Genomic DNA, 16,655 nt, shown 5'->3' with positions numbered 1-16,655 from the left:
GCCCCCATTCTGGGGGAGAGCCGGATCATCCGGTAGTCGGAATCGCGATCAGCGCCTCGTCGACCCGGTCGGGCGCGAACACGGTTGCGGCCACCCGCAGTTGGGCGGGCAGGGCATCCCAGATCGCGGACAGCAGCTGCTGCTGGTCGGCCGCCTCCAGACGGACCTCGACGAACGGCGCACCGGTGCGCAGCTCGGTGCCGTCGTACTGGTAGGTGGTCATCAGCACGGCCTCGCCCGGGTCCGGCGCGCTCACCTGGAGCTGCAGCCGGTCGGTCACGCTGCGGCCGCCGGCGCTGCGGCGGGCGGCGCCGAACCAGGCCCGGCCGGTGCCGCGGCCGTCGGCGACCACGGTCAGGCGGGGGGTGAAGATCGGCGGGTCGGGCTCGTAGTCCAGGCCGTCCAGGGCAGCCGCCGGGGCCGCGCCCTGGTCCAACCGGCCCGCGACGGTGGCCACCTGCTCGCCGTTGCCGTACACCAGCAGCTCGCCGCCGTGCCGCACGGCCGTGTAGTGCCGCAGGTGGTCGTGCTCGCCCGTGCCCGTCGCCGCGACCACCAGCTCGCCGTCCACCCGGCGCAGCTCGCGCGCCTTGGAGGCGGGGCTGCGGCCGGTCAGGAAGTAGGCGCCGACCACCGCCCCGTCGCCGGTGCGGCCCCAGAGCACGCCGCGCCCCGGGTACTGATTGGCCGCCAGCACGGCACCGAGCTCGTCCACTGATCCTCCGTCTCCTCGCCCCGCACCGTCGGATGGTGAAGGGCCGTTGATAACGCATTCAATCGGATCATGGAACGTGATGTACTACCTGCTCACCGTTCGAACACAACCAGGAGCAGTCCCCCACATGGCCCCCGCCTGCCCGCAGTGCGCCTCGCCGGACCACGCCGTTCCGGTACCGCAGATCCTCACGGACCCGTCCATCGCCCCCGACGCCCGCGCCCCGCTGGCCCCGCCGCCCGCGCCGCAGCAGGACCCGGTCCGCCAGAGCACCGCGGCGACCGTACTCTTCAGCATCGGCGGCGCCCTCGGCGTCCTCGGGCTCTTCACCGAGATCCACAACAGCTCCGCCGACCTGTCGGGCTACTCGGACGCCTACCGCACGGGATACGCCATCGGGCCGTTCGTGCTGCCCGTGATCCTGCTGGTGATCGCGCTCGTCCTGCGGTCGAGGTCGCTGGCGCGCGGCCAGCAGGCCGCCGCCCAACTGACGTACGGTCAGCAGATGCGCTGGCAGCAGCTCCAGCGGGTGTGGCAGTCGGGCTGGCTCTGCCGGGGCTGCGGGGTCACCTTCTTCCCGCTCGGCGCCGTCGGCCCCGACTCCGACCCCTCGCCCGCGATCGCCCCGGGGCAGTACCACCTGTGGGTCGCCACGGCTGTCGACCGTAGCTACGCCTGATCGTCCGGCCCCGAATCCATTTCTGCCTGTCGGTCGGGAACGGTAGGGTCGCGCGGTCACCGCGCTGCGGAGGGCGGCGGGTCACGGGGGCTCGGCACGGGGGTGTGGCATGCAATTCGGTGTCCTGGGACCGTTGTTCGTGCGCGACGAAGGTCGAGAGGTGGCGATAGCGGGCGGGCGGCAGCGCAACCTGCTGGCGGCGATGCTGGTGCACGGGGGCGACACCGTCTCCTTCGACGGGCTGGTGGAGGCGGTGTGGGACGGCCGGCCGCCGAGCGGGGCGCGCGGCGCCCTGCACACCTGCCTGGCCCGGCTGCGGGCCCAGCTCGGACCGGCCGGCGGCGCCAGGATCGTGGCCAGAGCGCCCGGTTACCGGCTGATCACCGCACCCGGTGAGGTCGACCTGGAACGCTTCGAGGCGGCCGCGGCACGCGGCCGCCGGTCCGCCGCCCGCGGTCAATGGGCGGTCGCCTACCAAGCGTTGACGGAGGCCGTCGCACTGCACCGCGGTGCGCCGCTGGCCGACGTGGCATCGGCGGCACTGCGCGAGGCCTGGGTCGAGCCGCTGGAGCAGCGCCTGCTGGCCGTCCAACTGGAGCTGGTGGACGCCGGATTGCAGGCCGGGCGGCAGGTGGAGCTGCTGCCCCGGCTGACCCGGCTCTGCCAGGAGCACCCGCTGGACGAGCGCCTGCACGAGCGGCTGATGCTCGCGCTGCACCAGGACGGCCGCACGGTGGACGCCCTGGCCGCCTACCGTGCGGCGCGCCAGGCGCTGGTACGGGAGTTGGGGGTGGAGCCCGGCCCGGTGCTGCGCCGCCTGCACGACCGGATCCTCGGCGGCGGGCCGCAGCCGGCGCACGCGCAGGACCCGCCGGCCGGAGCGCCCGCGGTGGTCGCCGCACGGCCGGCGCCGGCGGCCGCCCGGTCCGCGCAGCCGCCGCAGGCCGACCGCCCCGCGCTGGTCGGCACCGTCGTACCGGCCCAACTGCCCTCGGCACTGACCGACTTCACCGGCCGTGACGTGGAGCTGGAGCGACTGGTGGAGCTGCTGTCCGCGCCGGTGGACGGCGTGGCGGTCGCGGTGATCTCCGGCTGCGGCGGGCTCGGCAAGAGCGCCCTGGCCCTGCAGGCCGCCCACCGGGTCCGCGACCACTACCCCGACGGGCAGCTGTTCGCCGCGCTCGCCGGGCACAGCGGCGCGCCGCGCCAGGCCGGCGAAGTGCTGGGCTCGTTCCTGCTCGCGCTGGGGCTCGACCAGGCCGCCGTGCCGGTGGCGGCTGGGGACCGGGCGGCGCTGTTCCGTAGCCTGGTGGCCGACCGCCGGGTGCTGGTGGTGCTGGACGACGCGCGCGAGATCGCCGACGTGCGGCTGCTGCTGCCGGGCGGTCCCGGCTGCGCCGTGCTGGTCAGCAGCCGGGACCGGCTCCCGGGCATCGCCGGCGCCGCACTGCTCGAACTCGACGTGCTCCCGGCCGAGCAGGCGCGCGCCCTGCTGGCCAAGTCGGTCGGCCGGGCCCGGGTGGAGGCCGAGCCGGACGCGGTGCGGGAGATCCTGGAGGCGTGCGCGGGCCTGCCGCTGGCCGTGCGGATCGTCGGGGCGCGGCTGGCGGCCCGGCCGAGCTGGAGCATGGCCCACCTGGCGGCGCGGCTGACCGACGAGAGCAGCCGCCTGCGCGAGCTGCGCGTCGGCGACCTCGCCGTCGCCGCGAGTTTCGCGCTCTCCTACGCCTCGGTGCGCGAGGCGGACGCGGCGCACGGGTCCGGGCTGGCCCGGACCTTCCGGCTGCTCGGCCTGGTGACCGGCCCGACCATCGGCCTGAGCACCGCGGGCGCGCTGCTCGACCAGCCGCTCGCCACGGTCGAGGAGGCGCTGGAGTCGCTGGTCGACGCCCACCTGCTGGAAGCCGGCCACCCGGGCCGCTACCGGTTCCACGACCTGTTGCGGGCCTACGCCCGGGACGCGGCGCACCAGGAGGAGAGCCCCGAGGTGCGCGACGAGGCCGTGCACCGCCTGCTGGGCTTCTTCCGCGGGGCCACCGCGGCCGCGGCCGCCCAGCTGAACCCGGGCCGCAAGGACCTGGCGGCCGACGACGAGGACGGCAGCGGCGGCAGCGGCGGGGGCGCCGCCGAGCGGCTGCCGTTCCCCGACCGGGCGGCCGCGGTGCACTGGTTGGACGGCGAGCGGGCCAACCTGCTCGCCGCCTGCCGCCAGGCCGCCCACCTCGGCCTGGACTCCTTCACCTGGCAGCTGGCCCGCAACATGGCGCAGTACTTCCGGCTCGGCGGCCACGTCGACGAGTACGTCGACAGCCACCTGCTGGCCGTCGCCGCCACCAGGCGGCTCGGTGACCGGGCGGCGGAGTTCGTCTGCCTCGCCAACCTCGCCATGCCGTACTGGCAGTCCGGCCGCTACCCGGAGGCGGCCGACGCCCTGACCCGCAGTCATGCGCTCGCCGTCGAGCTGGGCGACGCCGGCGGCCAGGCCGCCTGCCTGATCCGGCTCGGCGTGGTGCACGCCGCCGGCGGCGACCCGGAGCGGGCCATCGAGAGCTTCCGCGCGGCGCTGCCGGTCCTGCACGAACTCGGCGACCTGCGCGACGAGGCGAACGCGCTCGCCAACCTCGGCTACACCCTGGGCCTGGTCGGGCGCCACGACCAGGCGCTGGAGGTGCTGGACCGGGCCGTGGCGGTCTCCCGGGAGGCAGGCGAACGGCGCAGCGAGGGCCACGCGTTGATCGGCCTCGGCCAGACCCTGGGTGCCCTCGACCGGCTCGGCGAGGCGCTGGACCGGCTGCGCCAGGGGCTGGCGGCGGTGCGGGAGTGCAAGGACCTGGCAGGGGAGACCGAGGCGCTGGTCGAGATGGCGGAGACCCTGCGCCGCCTCCAGGTGCCGGGCGCGGCCCTCGAACACGCCAACCGGGCCCTGGAACTGATGCGATCTCAGGAGAATCGGCCCGAGTTGCGCGCCACGGTGCACCGCACGCTCGGCCTGATCCACCAGGAGGGCGGCGACCGGCGCCAGGCGGCCGAGCACCAGCGCCTGGCCCGGGAGCTGACCGAGCGGCTGGGCGGTCCGGCGCCGGCGGCCACCCTCGACGCCGTCGTGAACTCGGCCTCCAGGAGCGGCAGCTGACGTGACGTAAGACGACTGTGACAGCTGTGTAAGTGTCACCGGGCAGGGTCGGGACCGCAACCGCCTCACGGAACGCGGAGGATCCCATGACCGACACCCTGCCGTCCGCGGCCGCACCGGACACGCCCGTCGAGGCGTTCCCGGTGCTGGCCGTGGACGCCGTCGAGTTCGCCGTCGGGAACGCCCGGCAGGCCGCGTACTTCTACGCCCGAGCGTTCGGCCTGCGGCCGGTCGCCTACCGGGGCCCCGAGACCGGCTCCCCGGAGACCGCCTCGTACGTGCTGGAGGCCGGCTCGGTCCGGTTCGTGCTCACCTCCGTGGTGCGGGCGTCCAGCGAGTACGCCGTCTTCCTGGAGCGGCACGTGGCCGCGCACGGCGACGGCGTGCTCGACGTCGCGCTCGCGGTGCCGGACGCGGCGCGGGCCTACCAACTGGCGCTCGCCCGCGGCGCCCGGGGCCTGCGGGCGCCGAGCACGGCGCGCGACGACCACGGCAGCGTGCGCACCGCGACCATCGCGGCCTACGGCGACACCCGGCACACCTTCGTGGAACGCGGCGGCTACCGCGGCCGCTACCTGCCCGGCTACCGGCCGCTCGACCCGCCGGGGCCGACCGCGCCGCCGCTGGTGACCGGGATCGACCACTGCGTGGGCAACGTGGAACTCGGGCGGTTGGACGAGTGGGTCGCCTTCTACCAGCGGGTGTTGGGCTTCAGCACCATGAAGGAGTTCGTCGGCGACGACATCGCCACCGAGTACTCGGCGCTGATGTCCAAGGTCGTGGCGGACGGCACCCGCACGGTGAAGTTCCCGCTCAACGAGCCGGCCATCGCCAAGAAGAAGTCGCAGATCGACGAGTACCTGGAGTTCTACGGCGGCCCCGGCGTGCAGCACATCGCGCTGGCGACCGACGACATCGTCAACACGGTCCGCCAGATGCGCGCGGCCGGCGTCGAGTTCCTGGACACCCCGGACAGCTACTACGACACCCTCGGCGAGTGGGTCGGCGAGACCCGGGTGCCGATCGAGGAGCTGCGCGAGCTGAAGATCCTCGCCGACCGGGACGAGGACGGCTACCTGCTGCAGATCTTCACCAAGCCGGTCCAGGACAAGCCGACCGTCTTCTTCGAGCTGATCGAGCGGCACGGCTCGGCGGGCTTCGGCAAGGGCAACTTCAAGGCGCTGTTCGAGGCGATCGAGCGCGAGCAGGAGCGCCGCGGCAACCTCTGACGCTGCGTCAGTTCAAAACCCCTTCTGAGAATGCACGGCGAAAGGAGAGCGCTCGTGATCGACGAGCGGTCCAACCACCGGTCGAGCGCGCCGGTCCAGCAGTTCCCCTCGCTCACCGGCCTGCGGTTCCTCTGCGCACTGGCCGTGTTCCTCACGCACGCCTGGTACGTCGCCGACGTCTTCCGGGACAGCCGGATCCGACAGGGCGTCAAGGCGGTGCTCCCGCTGGGCATGGTGGGCGTGTCGGTGTTCTTCGTGCTCAGCGGCTTCGTGCTCACCTGGTCGGCGCGCCCGCAGGAGCCGGCGCGGGCCTTCTGGCGGCGCCGGGCGGCCAAGATCTACCCCAACCACCTGGTGGTCTGGGTGGTGCTGCTGGTCTTCGTGGCAGTGACCGGATCGGCGGTGACCGGCGGCCACGGCAGCGGGGTTCCCTGGCTACCCGCCCTGGCCAACCTGCTGCTGCTGCACGCCTGGTCACCCGATCCCGCCTACACCGCCGGCCTCAACATCGTCACCTGGTCGCTGGCCGTCGAGGCGTTCTGCTACCTGCTCTTCCCGTTCCTGCTGCGGCAGGTGCGCCGGCTGCCCGAGCGGTGGCTGTGGGCGGCGGCCGGCGCGGCCGTGCTGACGGTCTGGCTGGTGGCCGTGGTCGCCTCGCTCTGCCACGGCGGGCGCACCGTGCCCGATGTCGGCGTCTCCCAGTACGAGTTCTGGATCCCGTACTTCTTCCCGCTCGGGCGGCTCCCGGAGTTCGTGCTCGGCATGCTGCTGGCCCGGCTGGCCCGGAGCGGACGCGCCGTGGCGCCCGGGATCGGGTGGTCGGCGCTGGCCCTGGTGCTCGCCCTGGGGGCCGGACTCGGCACCCTGCCGTTCGCCTTCCTGCCCGCGGCCGTCACGGTGGTACCGGTCGCCGCGCTGATCCTGTCGGCCGCCGCGGCGGACCGGGCCGGACGGCGCACCTGGCTCGCCCGACCCCGGCTGGTCCGGCTCGGCGCCGAGTCCTTCGCCTTCTACGTGGTGCACTGGCCGGTCATCATGATCGCCCACTGGCTGCTGGGCGGCGGCCGGTGGAGCACGCCGGTCGCGTTCGGCGCCACCGGAGGGTTCCTGCTGCTGGCCCTGCTGGTCGCGCGCCTGATGCACCGTCATGTCGAACTGCCCGCGATGGGCCGCTGGTCCCGTCCGCGCCGCCCGGCGCTGTCGGCCTCCGTGCCGCCGCAGCGCCGAGCCAGTGTCACCACGCCCGACCGACCGAGGAGTTGACCACCCGTGGAACCCGTGGAGAGCTCAGCGGGCCGGGTCCGCGCCTTCATCCGGCTGGGCCGGCCCAAGTTCCTGGTGCAGAGCATGATGGTGGTCGGGCTGGGAGTCACCCTGGCGGTGCACGACGGCCACGCGTTCCGGCCGGCCCGCTTCGTGCTCACCCTGCTGTTCGCCTGGTGCACGCACCTGATGACGCACTACTGCAACGAGTACTTCGACCTGGAGGCGGACCGGGCGAACGCCGCGCCCACCGGGTGGACCGGCGGCAGCCGGGTGCTGGTGAGCGGGCTGCTGCGCCCGCAGGTCAGCCTCGGCGCGGCCTTCGTGCTGCTGTTCGCCGCCGTCGGGCTGATCGCCGCGATGCCGACGGCGGGTGCCCGGGCCGTCGCCGCCGTGATCACCGCGCTCTCCTGGTTCTACACGGCCCCGCCGCTGCGGCTGAACTACCGCGCGCTGGGCGAGGCCGCCTGCGCCGTGGTGCTCTACGGGTTGGGCCCGGTGCTGGCCCGGACGCTGCAGGCCGGTGCGCCGACCGGGGCCGACCTGGTCTGGGTCGGCGCCGTGTGCGCCCTGCAGTTCCTGCGGATGTCCGTGATGAACCTCGCCGACATCGAGGGTGACCGGCGCACCGGCAAGCGCACCCTCGCCGTGCTGCTCCGCCCGCCGGGCCTGACCAGGCTCTACCTGGTCGGCCAACTGGTCGTCGCCGGAACGGCGTTCGCCCTCGCGGTGACCGGGGCCGTGCCCTGGTCGGGGGCGCTCGCGGTCGCCGCGACCGGGCCGATCGCGGCCTGGGTCGCGCGGCGCCTGCTGGCCGGCGCGCTGGAACGGAGCGAGACGGCCAACGCCGTCACCTTCTGGGCCTCCGTGCACCTGCCGCTCACCACCTGCGCGATCACGCTGAGCCTGTTCGCCGGGCAGCCCGTGCGCGGCGCCTGGCCGGCCGTCTACGGCGTGGCGCTCGCCGCTTTCCTGGTGTGGCTGGCCGGCGCCGTGCGCGGCAACCTGCCGCGCCGGACCTCCTGACCCGACGCTCTCCCCGCAGCCGCCGCTGGGCGGCAGGAACGGACCGTCATGACGATCACCGCACACACCTCCCACCAGCCCGCCCCGGCCCCGGCCACCCTGGACCGGGCCCGCGAACTCGCCGAGCCGCTGCTGCGCGAGACCGTCGCCCGGCTGGAACCCTGGATGACCAGGATCGCCGCCTACCACCTCGGTTGGGCGGACGCGGACGGCAACCCGGGGACCTTCGACTCCGGAAAGGCGCTGCGCCCGGCGCTCGCACTGCTGGCGGCCGAGGCCGTCGGTGCCTCCGTGGACGCCGCGCTGCCGGGCGCGGTCGCCGTCGAACTGGTGCACAACTTCAGCCTGGTGCACGACGACGTGATGGACGGCGACCGGCACCGCCGCGGCAGGCCGACCGTCTGGCGGGAGTTCGGCGTGACCGCGGCGATCCTGGTGGGCGACGCCCTCCAGGTGCTCGCCTTCGACCTGCTGCTCTCCCGTGGCGGTCCGGCCGGCCCGGCCGCCGCCGCCCGGCTCGCGGCGGCGCTGCGCGAACTCGTCGACGGCCAGGCTCGCGACCTGCGCTTCGCCACCCGCCCGTGGACCGGGCCCGGTGCGGTCACGGTGGCCGAGTACCGTGCCATGGCCGCGGGCAAGACCGGCGCGCTGCTCGCCGCCGCTGGGGCGGCCGGTGCCGTGCTCGGTGGCGCCGCCGAACCGGCCACCGCCGCACTCGACGCGGTGGGGCGGGAGTTGGGCCTCGCCTTCCAGTGCATCGACGACGTCCTGGGCATCTGGGGCGACCCCGCCGTCACCGGCAAGCCGGTCTGGGGCGACCTGCGGGAACGCAAGCGCAGCCTGCCCGTGGTGGTGGCCGCGAGCGGTTCCGCAGCGGCGGCCCGCCGGCTCGCGGAGCTGCTGGCCGGCGGCCCCGAAACCCCCGACACCCGGCTGCGCGCCGCTGCCGAGCTGATCGAGGAGTGCGGTGGCCGGCAGGCCTGCGAGCGCGAGGCGGCGGCCGCGCTGGCCCGCGCCGGCGCCGTGCTTGACGCCGTCCCGATGGTGCCCGCCGTCCGGGCGCAGTACGCCGCGCTCGCCGACGCCCTGCTGGCCCGGGTGAGTTGACACCCGGTCGGCACCACCTGCCCGCGAACACCGAGCATCGTCCCTGGGAGAACCGATGTCGCTCCTGCCGAACCCGAACCCGAACTCCTTCGATCCCGGCACCCCCGGCACCCCCGGCACCCCCGGCACCCCCGCCGCTCCCGCCGACCGCCGGGCCCGGATCCGCGCGGCGATCGCCGCCGCGAGCGAGGAGCTGCTGGCCGCGCAGTCGCCCGACGGCACCTGGACCAACCCCCGCCCCGCAGCGGTCAGCGGCACGGCCGGTGCCGTGCTCGCCCTCCACCTCGCGGGCACCGCGGCCGACCGGGCGCTGGCCGCCCACGGCCGGGCCTGGCTGCTGCGGGTCCGCAACGCCGACGGGGGCTGGGGCACCCTGGAGGGCTTCCCCTCCGACACGGTGGCCAGCTGCATGGCCGCCGCCGCGCTCGCGCTGACGCCGAGCGACGACCCGCTGGCCGCTGTGGCCGCACCGGCCGTCACCGCGGCCCTGGCCCGCCTGCGGGCCGACGGCGGCCCGGCCGCCATCGCCGATCCGACGGTCCGGCAACTCTGCTGCCTGGTCCTGGCCCTGGCCGGACTGGCCGACGGGTCGCGGGCGCCCCGGGTGCCGATCGAACTCGTCTTGCTCCCGGCGGCGCTGCGGCGCCGGGTGCTCTCCTACCTCTCGCCGCCCTTCATCGCCCTCGCCCTGCTGCAATCGCGGCTCGGCGCGCCCGGCCGGCTCTCGCGCGCCGCGCTGGCCGTGGCCCGACCGGCCGCGGTGCGGTTGCTCGGCGAGGTGCAGCGGCAGGAGGGCGGCGTCGGGTCGTACGGCGGCGACCCGTGGCTGACCGGGCTGGTGGTGAGCGCGCTGGCCACCGCCGGCGCCGGCCCGGGCGGATTGGTCGCCGCCGGGCTCGACTACCTGCGCACCACCGCACAGCCCGACGGCTCCTGGCACATGATCCACGGCATGGCGGTGGAACGGGTGGAGGTGACCGGCCCGGCCTTCGCGGCGGCCGCCCTGGGCGAGGCCGGTCTCGCCGGGCACCGCGAGTCGGCCGCCGCCAGGCGCCGGCTGGCCGACTTCCAGCAGACCGCGCCGTTCCCGCTGTACGCCTGCCCGCCCGGCGGCTGGACCTGGTCCGGCGCCACGGGGTGGCCGAACGTGCTCGACTCGCTCGCCGTCCTGGACCTGCTGCTCCAGGGCGAGCCCGAGGCCCCGGCGCTGCGCAGCGGCATCGGCTGGCTGCTCAACCGGCAGGACCGGCGCGGCTCGTGGAGCACCTTCGTGCGCGACTCGCTGGTCCCGCTGGACGGCCCCTGCCCCTACATCACCGCCCGGGCGCTCCAGGTCCTGCTCGGCGCCGGCCTGCCGCCGGACCACCCCCGGGTGGTCCGCGGACTGCGCTGGCTGCTGCGGCGACAGCGGACCGACGGGTCCTTCCCCGCGCTGTGGCACCGCGGCGCGGTGCCCGGCACCGCCGCGGTGCTGCGGCTGCTGACCGCGCTCGGCCGCGCGGACGAGGCCCCGGCCCGCCGGGCCCGCAGCCGGCTGCTCGCGGCCCAACTCCCCGACGGCTCCTGGTCCACCGGCGACCTGACCGAGCCGGGCACCGCCGACGAGACCGGCCGGGCCGTGCGCGCACTGGCCGAGTGCGGGGACACCGAGGCGGCCCTGCGCGGCGCCGAGTGGCTGGTCGACCGGCAGCGCCCGGACGGCAGTTGGGAGCCCGGCCGGACCTGCGTGTACATCCGCGACCACGTGCACTACAGCGACTTCCTGATGGCCCAGGGCCTGGCCCTGTCGGCGCTCGCGGCCTGCGAGCGGATGGCGGGCGCCCGGTGAGCGCCGGGCACGGGGACTGGGACGCCGTGGTCTGCGGGGCCGGCGTGGCCGGGCTCGCCACCGCCCGCGCCCTGGACTTGCTCGGCCTGCGGGTGCTGGTGCTGGAGAAGCAGCGGGCCCCGGCGCCGATCGCCAAGGGCGAGGTGCTGCAGCCGAGTTCGTTGGACGTCCTGGAGCGCTGGCAGGTGCTGCCACGGCTCGCCGAGCGCGGGGCCGTCCCGCTGGAGCGGCTGATGGTCCGGGACGGCGCGGGCCGGCGCCTGATGCTCTTCGACTACCTGGCGCTGCCCGGAGCGCACCGCGGCTTGCTCGCGCTGGACTACCCGCTGATCCTGGCGGCGCTGCGCGAGTCGCTGCGGGACCGCGTCGAGGTGTGGCCGGGGGCCCTGGTCGAGGCGGCCGTCCCGGCGGGCGGGCGGCTGTCCGGAGTGCGGGTGCGGCACGGCGGCCGGGTCCGGGAGTTGACCGCGCCACTGCTGGTGGCCGCCGACGGCCGCTCCTCGCGCCTGCGGGCCGCGGCGGGCATCGAGGCCCGCCCGGTCGCCTACCCGCACCGCCTGCTCTCGCTGGAGCTCGCCGACGTGCCCGAGCAGGCCCCCGAGGTGACGAGCTACCTGACCGACCAGGGGCTGCGCCTGGCCTACCCGCTGCCCGGCCACCGGCTGCGGCTCTACGCCCAGGTGCCGCCCGACGCGCTGCGCGGCGCCGACCCGGCGCAGCTGCGCGGCTGGGCGTCCGGCCTGCTGGACGGGACCCCCGCCCTGCGCCCGCTCGCCGAGCAGGTGCGCGCGGGTCTCGGCAGCCGCCAACTGCTCGGCCTGTGGCGCTACCGGGTCGCCCGGCTCGCCGTGCCGGGCCTCGCGCTGACCGGCGAGGCGGCGCACTGCGTGCACCCGATGGCCGCGCAGGGCATGAACACCGCGATCGCCGACGCCGCGGCGCTGGCCGACTGCCTGGCCGAGCAGGGTTTCGCGGACCGCCCGTCGGCGGCCGCCGCCGACCGCGCGCTGCTGGCCTACCACGGCCGGCGCCGGTCCTGGGTCCGGCACATCGACCTGATGAGCCACGACGCGACCCTGATGGTGACCCGCCCGTCCTGGACCGGCCGGCTGATCGGCCGTCAGCTGCTGCGACGGATCGACCGCAACCCCCGGCTGCGCTTCCAGGCCACCTACAACCTGGCCGGGCTGGGCATCCGCCCGTTCACCGCGCTGGACCGGCTGCACCAGCTCGGCCTGCCCGACCCGCGCGCCGGGCGGGTGCCCGCATGGACCTGACTCACGTCGCCCGCCGGGAGCGAGAGACCTCTGGAGGTGCCCGATGACCCACCCGTACAACAACCACCGCACGGACGCGCCCCGCACCGCCGGGCAGGGCCGTGTGGTGGTGATCGGCGCCGGCTTCGCCGGCCTGCTCGCCGCCACCGTGCTGTCCCGCCACGCGGCGGAGGTCGTCGTCCTGGAGCGCGACCGCCTCCCGGACGGGCCACGACCGCGCTCCGGCCTGCCGCAGGCCCACCACGGGCACCTGCTGATGGCGGCGGGCGCGGCCGCCCTGGACGACCTGCTGCCGGGGTTGACCGACTCGCTCGCCGCCGCGGGCGCCCGCAGGCTTGCGATGCCGGACGACGTGCTCACGCTCACCCCGCATGGCTGGCTGCCGCGCACCGGCGAGGCCTCGCACGGCTGGAGCCTCAGCCGCGACCTGCTGGACTGGACCCTGCGCCGACGGGTGGCGGCCGACGCCGCGATCCGGCTCCGCCCCGGCCTGCGGGTGGACGGGCTGCGCGGTGACGGCCACCGGGTGACCGGGGTCCAGGTGCGCGGCCACGGCGCCCCGGACGGCGGCACGATCCGCGCCGACCTGGTGGTCGACGCCACCGGGCGCGGCTCGCGCGCGGCCCACTGGCTGACCGCGCTCGGCCTGCCGCAGGTCGCGGAGGAGACGGTGGACAGCGGCTTGGTCTACGCGACGCTGCCCGTCCGCGCCCCGGTCGCCGACTTCCCCGCGGTGGCGATCCAGCCGGTGCCGGGCACCGGACCGGGCCGGGCGGGCGTCGTCTTCCCGATCGAGGACGGTCAGTGGCTGGTCACGCTCTCCGCCACCCGGGGCCGGGCCGCCCCCGCCGACCTGGCCGAGTTCCGGGCCTTCGCCCGCGGCCTGCCGCACCCGGTGATCGCCGACCTGCTGGCGGCGGCCCGCCCGCTCGGCGAGGTGCGCCGCTTCGGCAACACCGCCGACCGCCGGCTGCGCTACGACCGGCTGCGGGGCTGGCCCCGGGGATTCGTCGTGGTCGGCGACGCCGTCGCCCGGACCAACCCCGCCTACGGGCACGGGATGTCGGTCGCGGCCACCGGACTCCAGTCCCTCGCCCGGCTGTTGGAGCGCGACGGTGCCGACCCGGGAACGCTCGGCGGGGAGGCCCAGCGGGCCCTGCTGCGGAGCACCCGGGCGGCCTGGACGCTGGCCACGGCCCAGGACATCCACGTCCCCGACGTCCGCGGCGCCCTGCCGACCCGCGCGGACCGGCTGAGCGCCCGGCTGGCCGACCGGCTGCTGGCCACCGCCGCCCGGGCCGACGGCGGTGGCGGCGCGGCGGACGGGGTGCTGGCGGCGCTGATCCGGCTCGGCACCCTGGAGGGCGGCCCCGGCGAACTGGCCGGCCCGTTGCTGCGCACCCTGCTGCCCGGCCGCGGACCGGCCGCCCGTCCGCCCCGCCACCCGGGGCCCGCACCCGCCGGCCCGCCGGGGGAGCCGCCGCTGACGGAGCGTGAACTGTGCTCGCTGGGGCCGGGGTTCCGTCCGTCCTGGCGGCTCGTCAGCTGATCGCGGGGCTGCTGCGCGCGCTGGCCGAGCACCGCTGAGCGGGGAACCGTCCTCCGCGGGAAATCGACGGGCCGTCGACCGACCCGCTGCGGCATGATGGCGGGCATGAGCGATGACCCGACCCCCGAGTGGGTGCGCCTCTTCCACTACGAGAACGTGGCCGGCTGCCCGCGGCCGGGCCGCCTGCTGGCGGTTTGACTGCGGGACAGGGGCATCGACTGGCCGCTGTTCGACCAGCATGACGTCAGGATCGACCTGATCTGCGGCAAGCGGCCGGACGGGCACTGGTACGGGACGTACGTCGTCAACGTGCGGGCCGAGTTGCTCCGGCGGCACGGACTGCACCCGGACCAGCCGACCTCGGCGGCGGCCGAGCCGCTCGCGCCGAAGTGGTGGGGGCCGTGGGCCCGGTGAGGCTGCGGGGCGGGGAGCGGTGCGGAGGATGTCACCGTGGTGGCCTACCGTTCACCCCGTGAACCCTGATCGAGATGCACTGGATGAACTGTTCGGAGCCGGTGCCGCCGAGGAGCTGGCCTGGCTCGACCTGCCGCCGGGCGGGGTGGTGGTCCGCGCCGACGAGGGCGGGGGCGTGCCGGTGCTCTGGGTGGGTCCGGGGCCGGCCGGGCCCGAGGAGTGGGCGCGGCTGCACGAGGCGCACGACCGCTCGGGGCTCTGGCCGCTGGTCCTGCTGCCGCTGGAGTCCTCGCGCGACGAGGACTTCCGCCCGTGGCTGTCCGGCGAGTTGTTCCCCGGCATCGCCGAGGTGCTGGAGCCCGAGGAGGTGCTGGCGGAGGCCTGGGCCCGCTGCGCCGACGACGAGGAGTCGGTGGCGGAGCTCGCGCCGTTCGGCCGCGACTGGCTCGGGCTGGCCTCGACGGCGGGCCTGCGGTTCGAGGAGCCGGAGGCCGCGGAGTACGCCGAGGACCTGGTGGCGGACGAGCCGGCGGCCCGGCTGGGGCTGGTCCGGGCCGCGTCCGGGGCCGCGGCGCTGGCCGCGATCGGCTGGGAGGGTCCGGCCAACCACCTTGACAATCCCGAGGTTTCGGCGGTGCTGCGGAGCTGGGAGCAGCGCTTCGGCGCCGTCGTGGTGGGCGTCGGCTTCGCCACCCTGCACCTGAGCGTGGCGGTGGTGCCGAAGTCGCTGGCCGAGGCGCTGCCGATCGCGGTGGAGCACTTCGCGTTCTGCCCGGACAACGTCTGGCAGGGCGCGGGCACCCTCGCCGAGTACGCGGAGCAGCTGGTCGGGGCGGGGGAGTGGGAGTTCTGGTGGGACTGATGCCCTGACACCTCGTCATATCCGGCGGGGGTGTCAGGTCAGCGCCGCCCCGGTGTCTGCTCCACCAGCACCCGGGCGGCGCGCTCCAGCAGCGCGGAGAGCTCGCGGTACTCGTCCGGGGTGAACGCGGCCATCAGGGCCCGCTCCAGCGCGATCACCTCCTGGTAGGCCTGGTCCAGCAGCGCGTGTCCGGCCGCGGTGAGCGAGGTCAGCTGGACCTTGGCGTGCGAGGGCGACGGGGTGCGCCCGATCAGGCCCTTGGTGTCGAGGGTGTTGAGCACGCCGGCCATGCTCTGCTGGGTGACGCCGAGGGAGCGGGCGAGTTGCGCGGCCGAGAGGCCGTCCTCGCGGGACAGTGCGAGCAGCACGGTGTACTGGGTCATGGTGAGCCCGTAGCCGCGCAGGGCCGCCTCGTGATGGGCCATCAGGACCTGTTCGGTCTGGCGGATCCGGCTGCACAGGTACTCCTCGACCGGGATCTCGGTCATCGCTCTCGTCTCCTCAGTCAGGCTCATGCGTTGACACAGGAACCTGTGACTCAATATCGTCGGGCCATCGAGTCACAGGATACTGATTCAACACAGGGGGCTGTATCTCATGCGTGCCATCGTGCTCGACCACGACTCCGAACTCCGGCTCACCGGCCTCGACCGGCCCGAGCCCGGGCCCGGCGAGGTGGCCGTCCAGGTCACCCACGCGGGGCTGCAGTGGGGCGACGTGCTACTCAAGGACGGGTTCTTCCCGGTGCCGCGCCCGTTCGTGCCCGGCTTCGAGGCGGCCGGGCGGATCGGCGCCGTCGGCGCGGGGGTGCCGGCGGAACGGATCGGCGAGGCGGTCACCGTGCTCGCCACCGGCGGCGCCTTCGCGCAGACGCTCGTCGTGCCCGCCGAGTTCGCGCTGCCCGTGGGCGAGTTGCCGCTCGCCACCGCCGCCGGCTTCGGCTGGTCCACACCGACCGCCTACGACCTGGTGCACCACGTCGCCCGCGTGCAGCCCGGCGACACCGTGCTGGTGCACGCGGCGGCCGGCGGAGTCGGCACCATGGCGGCGCAGTTCGCCCGCCGGGCCGGTGCCGGGCGGCTGGTCGGCGTCGTCGGCAGCCCCGAACGGGCCGCCTACGCGGCCGAGTTCGGGTACGACCAGGTGGTGCTGCGGGCCGACTTCCCGGCCGCGCTGGGGGAGCAGCGCTTCGACGTCGTGCTCGACCCGGTCGGCGGCCGCACCCGCAGCCGCAGCCTGGAACTGCTCGCCCCGCACGGGCGCCTCGCGCTCTACGGCGTGCTGGACGCCGCCGAACCCGTCGCCGCCGACACCACCGCGCTGCTGATGGCCGGTCAGTCGGTCCTCGGCTACAGCAGCGACCTGCTGTACCGCACCCGCCCGGACCGCTTCGCCGCCTCCGCCCGCGCCGCCCTGGCCGAGGTCACTGCGGGCCACGTCCGGATCGACGTCACGGCCGAGTACCCGGTCGAGGACCTCGCCCGGGCCGTCGAGCAGCTGCGGGCCGGCGCGGTGCTGGGCAAGGCGGTGCTGCGCCTGGGCTGATCCCGTGGCGCTGCCGGGGGAGCGGGGC

General features: G+C 75.7%; 13 protein-coding genes. 11 read left to right on the top strand and 2 right to left on the bottom strand.

The window, feature by feature from the left end:
• Positions 1 to 25 precede the first annotated feature (25 nt).
• Positions 26 to 715 (bottom strand): IMP cyclohydrolase, encoded by a 690-nt coding sequence (locus FHX73_RS35330; RefSeq protein WP_145910091.1) that lies wholly within the window; start codon positions 713 to 715, stop codon positions 26 to 28.
• Positions 716 to 842: 127 nt separating this feature from the next.
• Here FHX73_RS35330 and FHX73_RS35325 point away from each other — a divergent pair, with 127 nt between their 5' ends.
• The 10 genes from FHX73_RS35325 (at position 843) to FHX73_RS35280 (ending at position 15,082) form a co-directional block, all read left to right on the top strand.
• Complete coding sequence (locus FHX73_RS35325; protein ID WP_145910090.1) at positions 843 to 1,394, top strand: hypothetical protein; 552 nt, start codon at positions 843 to 845, stop codon at positions 1,392 to 1,394.
• A gap of 160 nt (positions 1,395 to 1,554) precedes the next feature.
• Positions 1,555 to 4,527, top strand: a complete 2,973-nt coding sequence (locus tag FHX73_RS35320; protein ID WP_170305225.1) for an AfsR/SARP family transcriptional regulator — start codon at positions 1,555 to 1,557, stop codon at positions 4,525 to 4,527.
• A gap of 86 nt (positions 4,528 to 4,613) precedes the next feature.
• Positions 4,614 to 5,756, top strand: a complete 1,143-nt coding sequence (gene hppD / locus FHX73_RS35315) for a 4-hydroxyphenylpyruvate dioxygenase (protein WP_145910088.1) — start codon at positions 4,614 to 4,616, stop codon at positions 5,754 to 5,756.
• 54 nt (positions 5,757 to 5,810) lie between these two features.
• Entirely contained in the window at positions 5,811 to 7,019 is a 1,209-nt protein-coding gene (locus tag FHX73_RS35310; RefSeq protein ID WP_170305224.1) for an acyltransferase family protein, read from the top strand.
• Positions 7,020 to 7,025: 6 nt separating this feature from the next.
• Positions 7,026 to 8,045, top strand: coding sequence for a prenyltransferase (locus tag FHX73_RS35305; RefSeq protein ID WP_246214084.1), 1,020 nt, complete (start codon positions 7,026 to 7,028; stop codon positions 8,043 to 8,045).
• Between the two features lie 48 nt (positions 8,046 to 8,093).
• Positions 8,094 to 9,152 (top strand): polyprenyl synthetase family protein, encoded by a 1,059-nt coding sequence (locus tag FHX73_RS35300; RefSeq protein ID WP_145910086.1) that lies wholly within the window; start codon positions 8,094 to 8,096, stop codon positions 9,150 to 9,152.
• A 55-nt stretch (positions 9,153 to 9,207) separates the two neighbouring features.
• Positions 9,208 to 10,980 carry a prenyltransferase/squalene oxidase repeat-containing protein gene (locus FHX73_RS35295; RefSeq protein WP_145910085.1) on the top strand — a complete coding sequence of 591 codons (1,773 nt, stop codon included), beginning with the start codon at positions 9,208 to 9,210 and terminating at the stop codon, positions 10,978 to 10,980.
• Positions 10,977 to 12,257: an FAD-dependent oxidoreductase gene (locus FHX73_RS35290; RefSeq protein WP_145910084.1), complete on the top strand. Its 1,281-nt coding sequence runs from the start codon at positions 10,977 to 10,979 to the stop codon at positions 12,255 to 12,257. Before FHX73_RS35295 ends, FHX73_RS35290 begins: the two co-directional genes overlap by 4 nt.
• Before the next feature lie 43 nt (positions 12,258 to 12,300).
• Positions 12,301 to 13,806 carry an NAD(P)/FAD-dependent oxidoreductase gene (locus FHX73_RS45730; RefSeq protein ID WP_145910083.1) on the top strand — a complete coding sequence of 502 codons (1,506 nt, stop codon included), beginning with the start codon at positions 12,301 to 12,303 and terminating at the stop codon, positions 13,804 to 13,806.
• A gap of 472 nt (positions 13,807 to 14,278) precedes the next feature.
• A complete protein-coding gene (locus FHX73_RS35280) occupies positions 14,279 to 15,082 on the top strand; it encodes a DUF4253 domain-containing protein (RefSeq protein WP_246214083.1) in 804 nt (267 codons plus the stop codon).
• Between the two features lie 38 nt (positions 15,083 to 15,120).
• Here FHX73_RS35280 and FHX73_RS35275 read toward each other — a convergent pair whose 3' ends face one another.
• Positions 15,121 to 15,570, bottom strand: coding sequence for a MarR family winged helix-turn-helix transcriptional regulator (locus tag FHX73_RS35275; protein WP_246214082.1), 450 nt, complete (start codon positions 15,568 to 15,570; stop codon positions 15,121 to 15,123).
• Between the two features lie 109 nt (positions 15,571 to 15,679).
• Here FHX73_RS35275 and FHX73_RS35270 point away from each other — a divergent pair, with 109 nt between their 5' ends.
• Positions 15,680 to 16,627 carry a quinone oxidoreductase family protein gene (locus FHX73_RS35270; RefSeq protein ID WP_145910080.1) on the top strand — a complete coding sequence of 316 codons (948 nt, stop codon included), beginning with the start codon at positions 15,680 to 15,682 and terminating at the stop codon, positions 16,625 to 16,627.
• The last annotated feature ends 28 nt before the right edge of the window (positions 16,628 to 16,655 follow it).

The sequence above is a fragment of the Kitasatospora viridis genome (assembly GCF_007829815.1).
Classification (GTDB): domain Bacteria; phylum Actinomycetota; class Actinomycetes; order Streptomycetales; family Streptomycetaceae; genus Kitasatospora; species Kitasatospora viridis.
This window is presented reverse-complemented; position numbering and strand designations above follow the sequence as displayed.

Coding starts and splice junctions, on each gene's coding strand:
- FHX73_RS35300 (WP_145910086.1), top strand. CDS start 8,094: ATGACGATCACCGCACACACCTCCCACCAGCCCGCCCCGGCCCCGGCC.
- FHX73_RS35295 (WP_145910085.1), top strand. CDS start 9,208: ATGTCGCTCCTGCCGAACCCGAACCCGAACTCCTTCGATCCCGGCACC.
- FHX73_RS35270 (WP_145910080.1), top strand. CDS start 15,680: ATGCGTGCCATCGTGCTCGACCACGACTCCGAACTCCGGCTCACCGGC.
- FHX73_RS35325 (WP_145910090.1), top strand. CDS start 843: ATGGCCCCCGCCTGCCCGCAGTGCGCCTCGCCGGACCACGCCGTTCCG.
- FHX73_RS45730 (WP_145910083.1), top strand. CDS start 12,301: ATGACCCACCCGTACAACAACCACCGCACGGACGCGCCCCGCACCGCC.
- hppD (WP_145910088.1), top strand. CDS start 4,614: ATGACCGACACCCTGCCGTCCGCGGCCGCACCGGACACGCCCGTCGAG.
- FHX73_RS35275 (WP_246214082.1), bottom strand. CDS start 15,570: ATGACCGAGATCCCGGTCGAGGAGTACCTGTGCAGCCGGATCCGCCAG.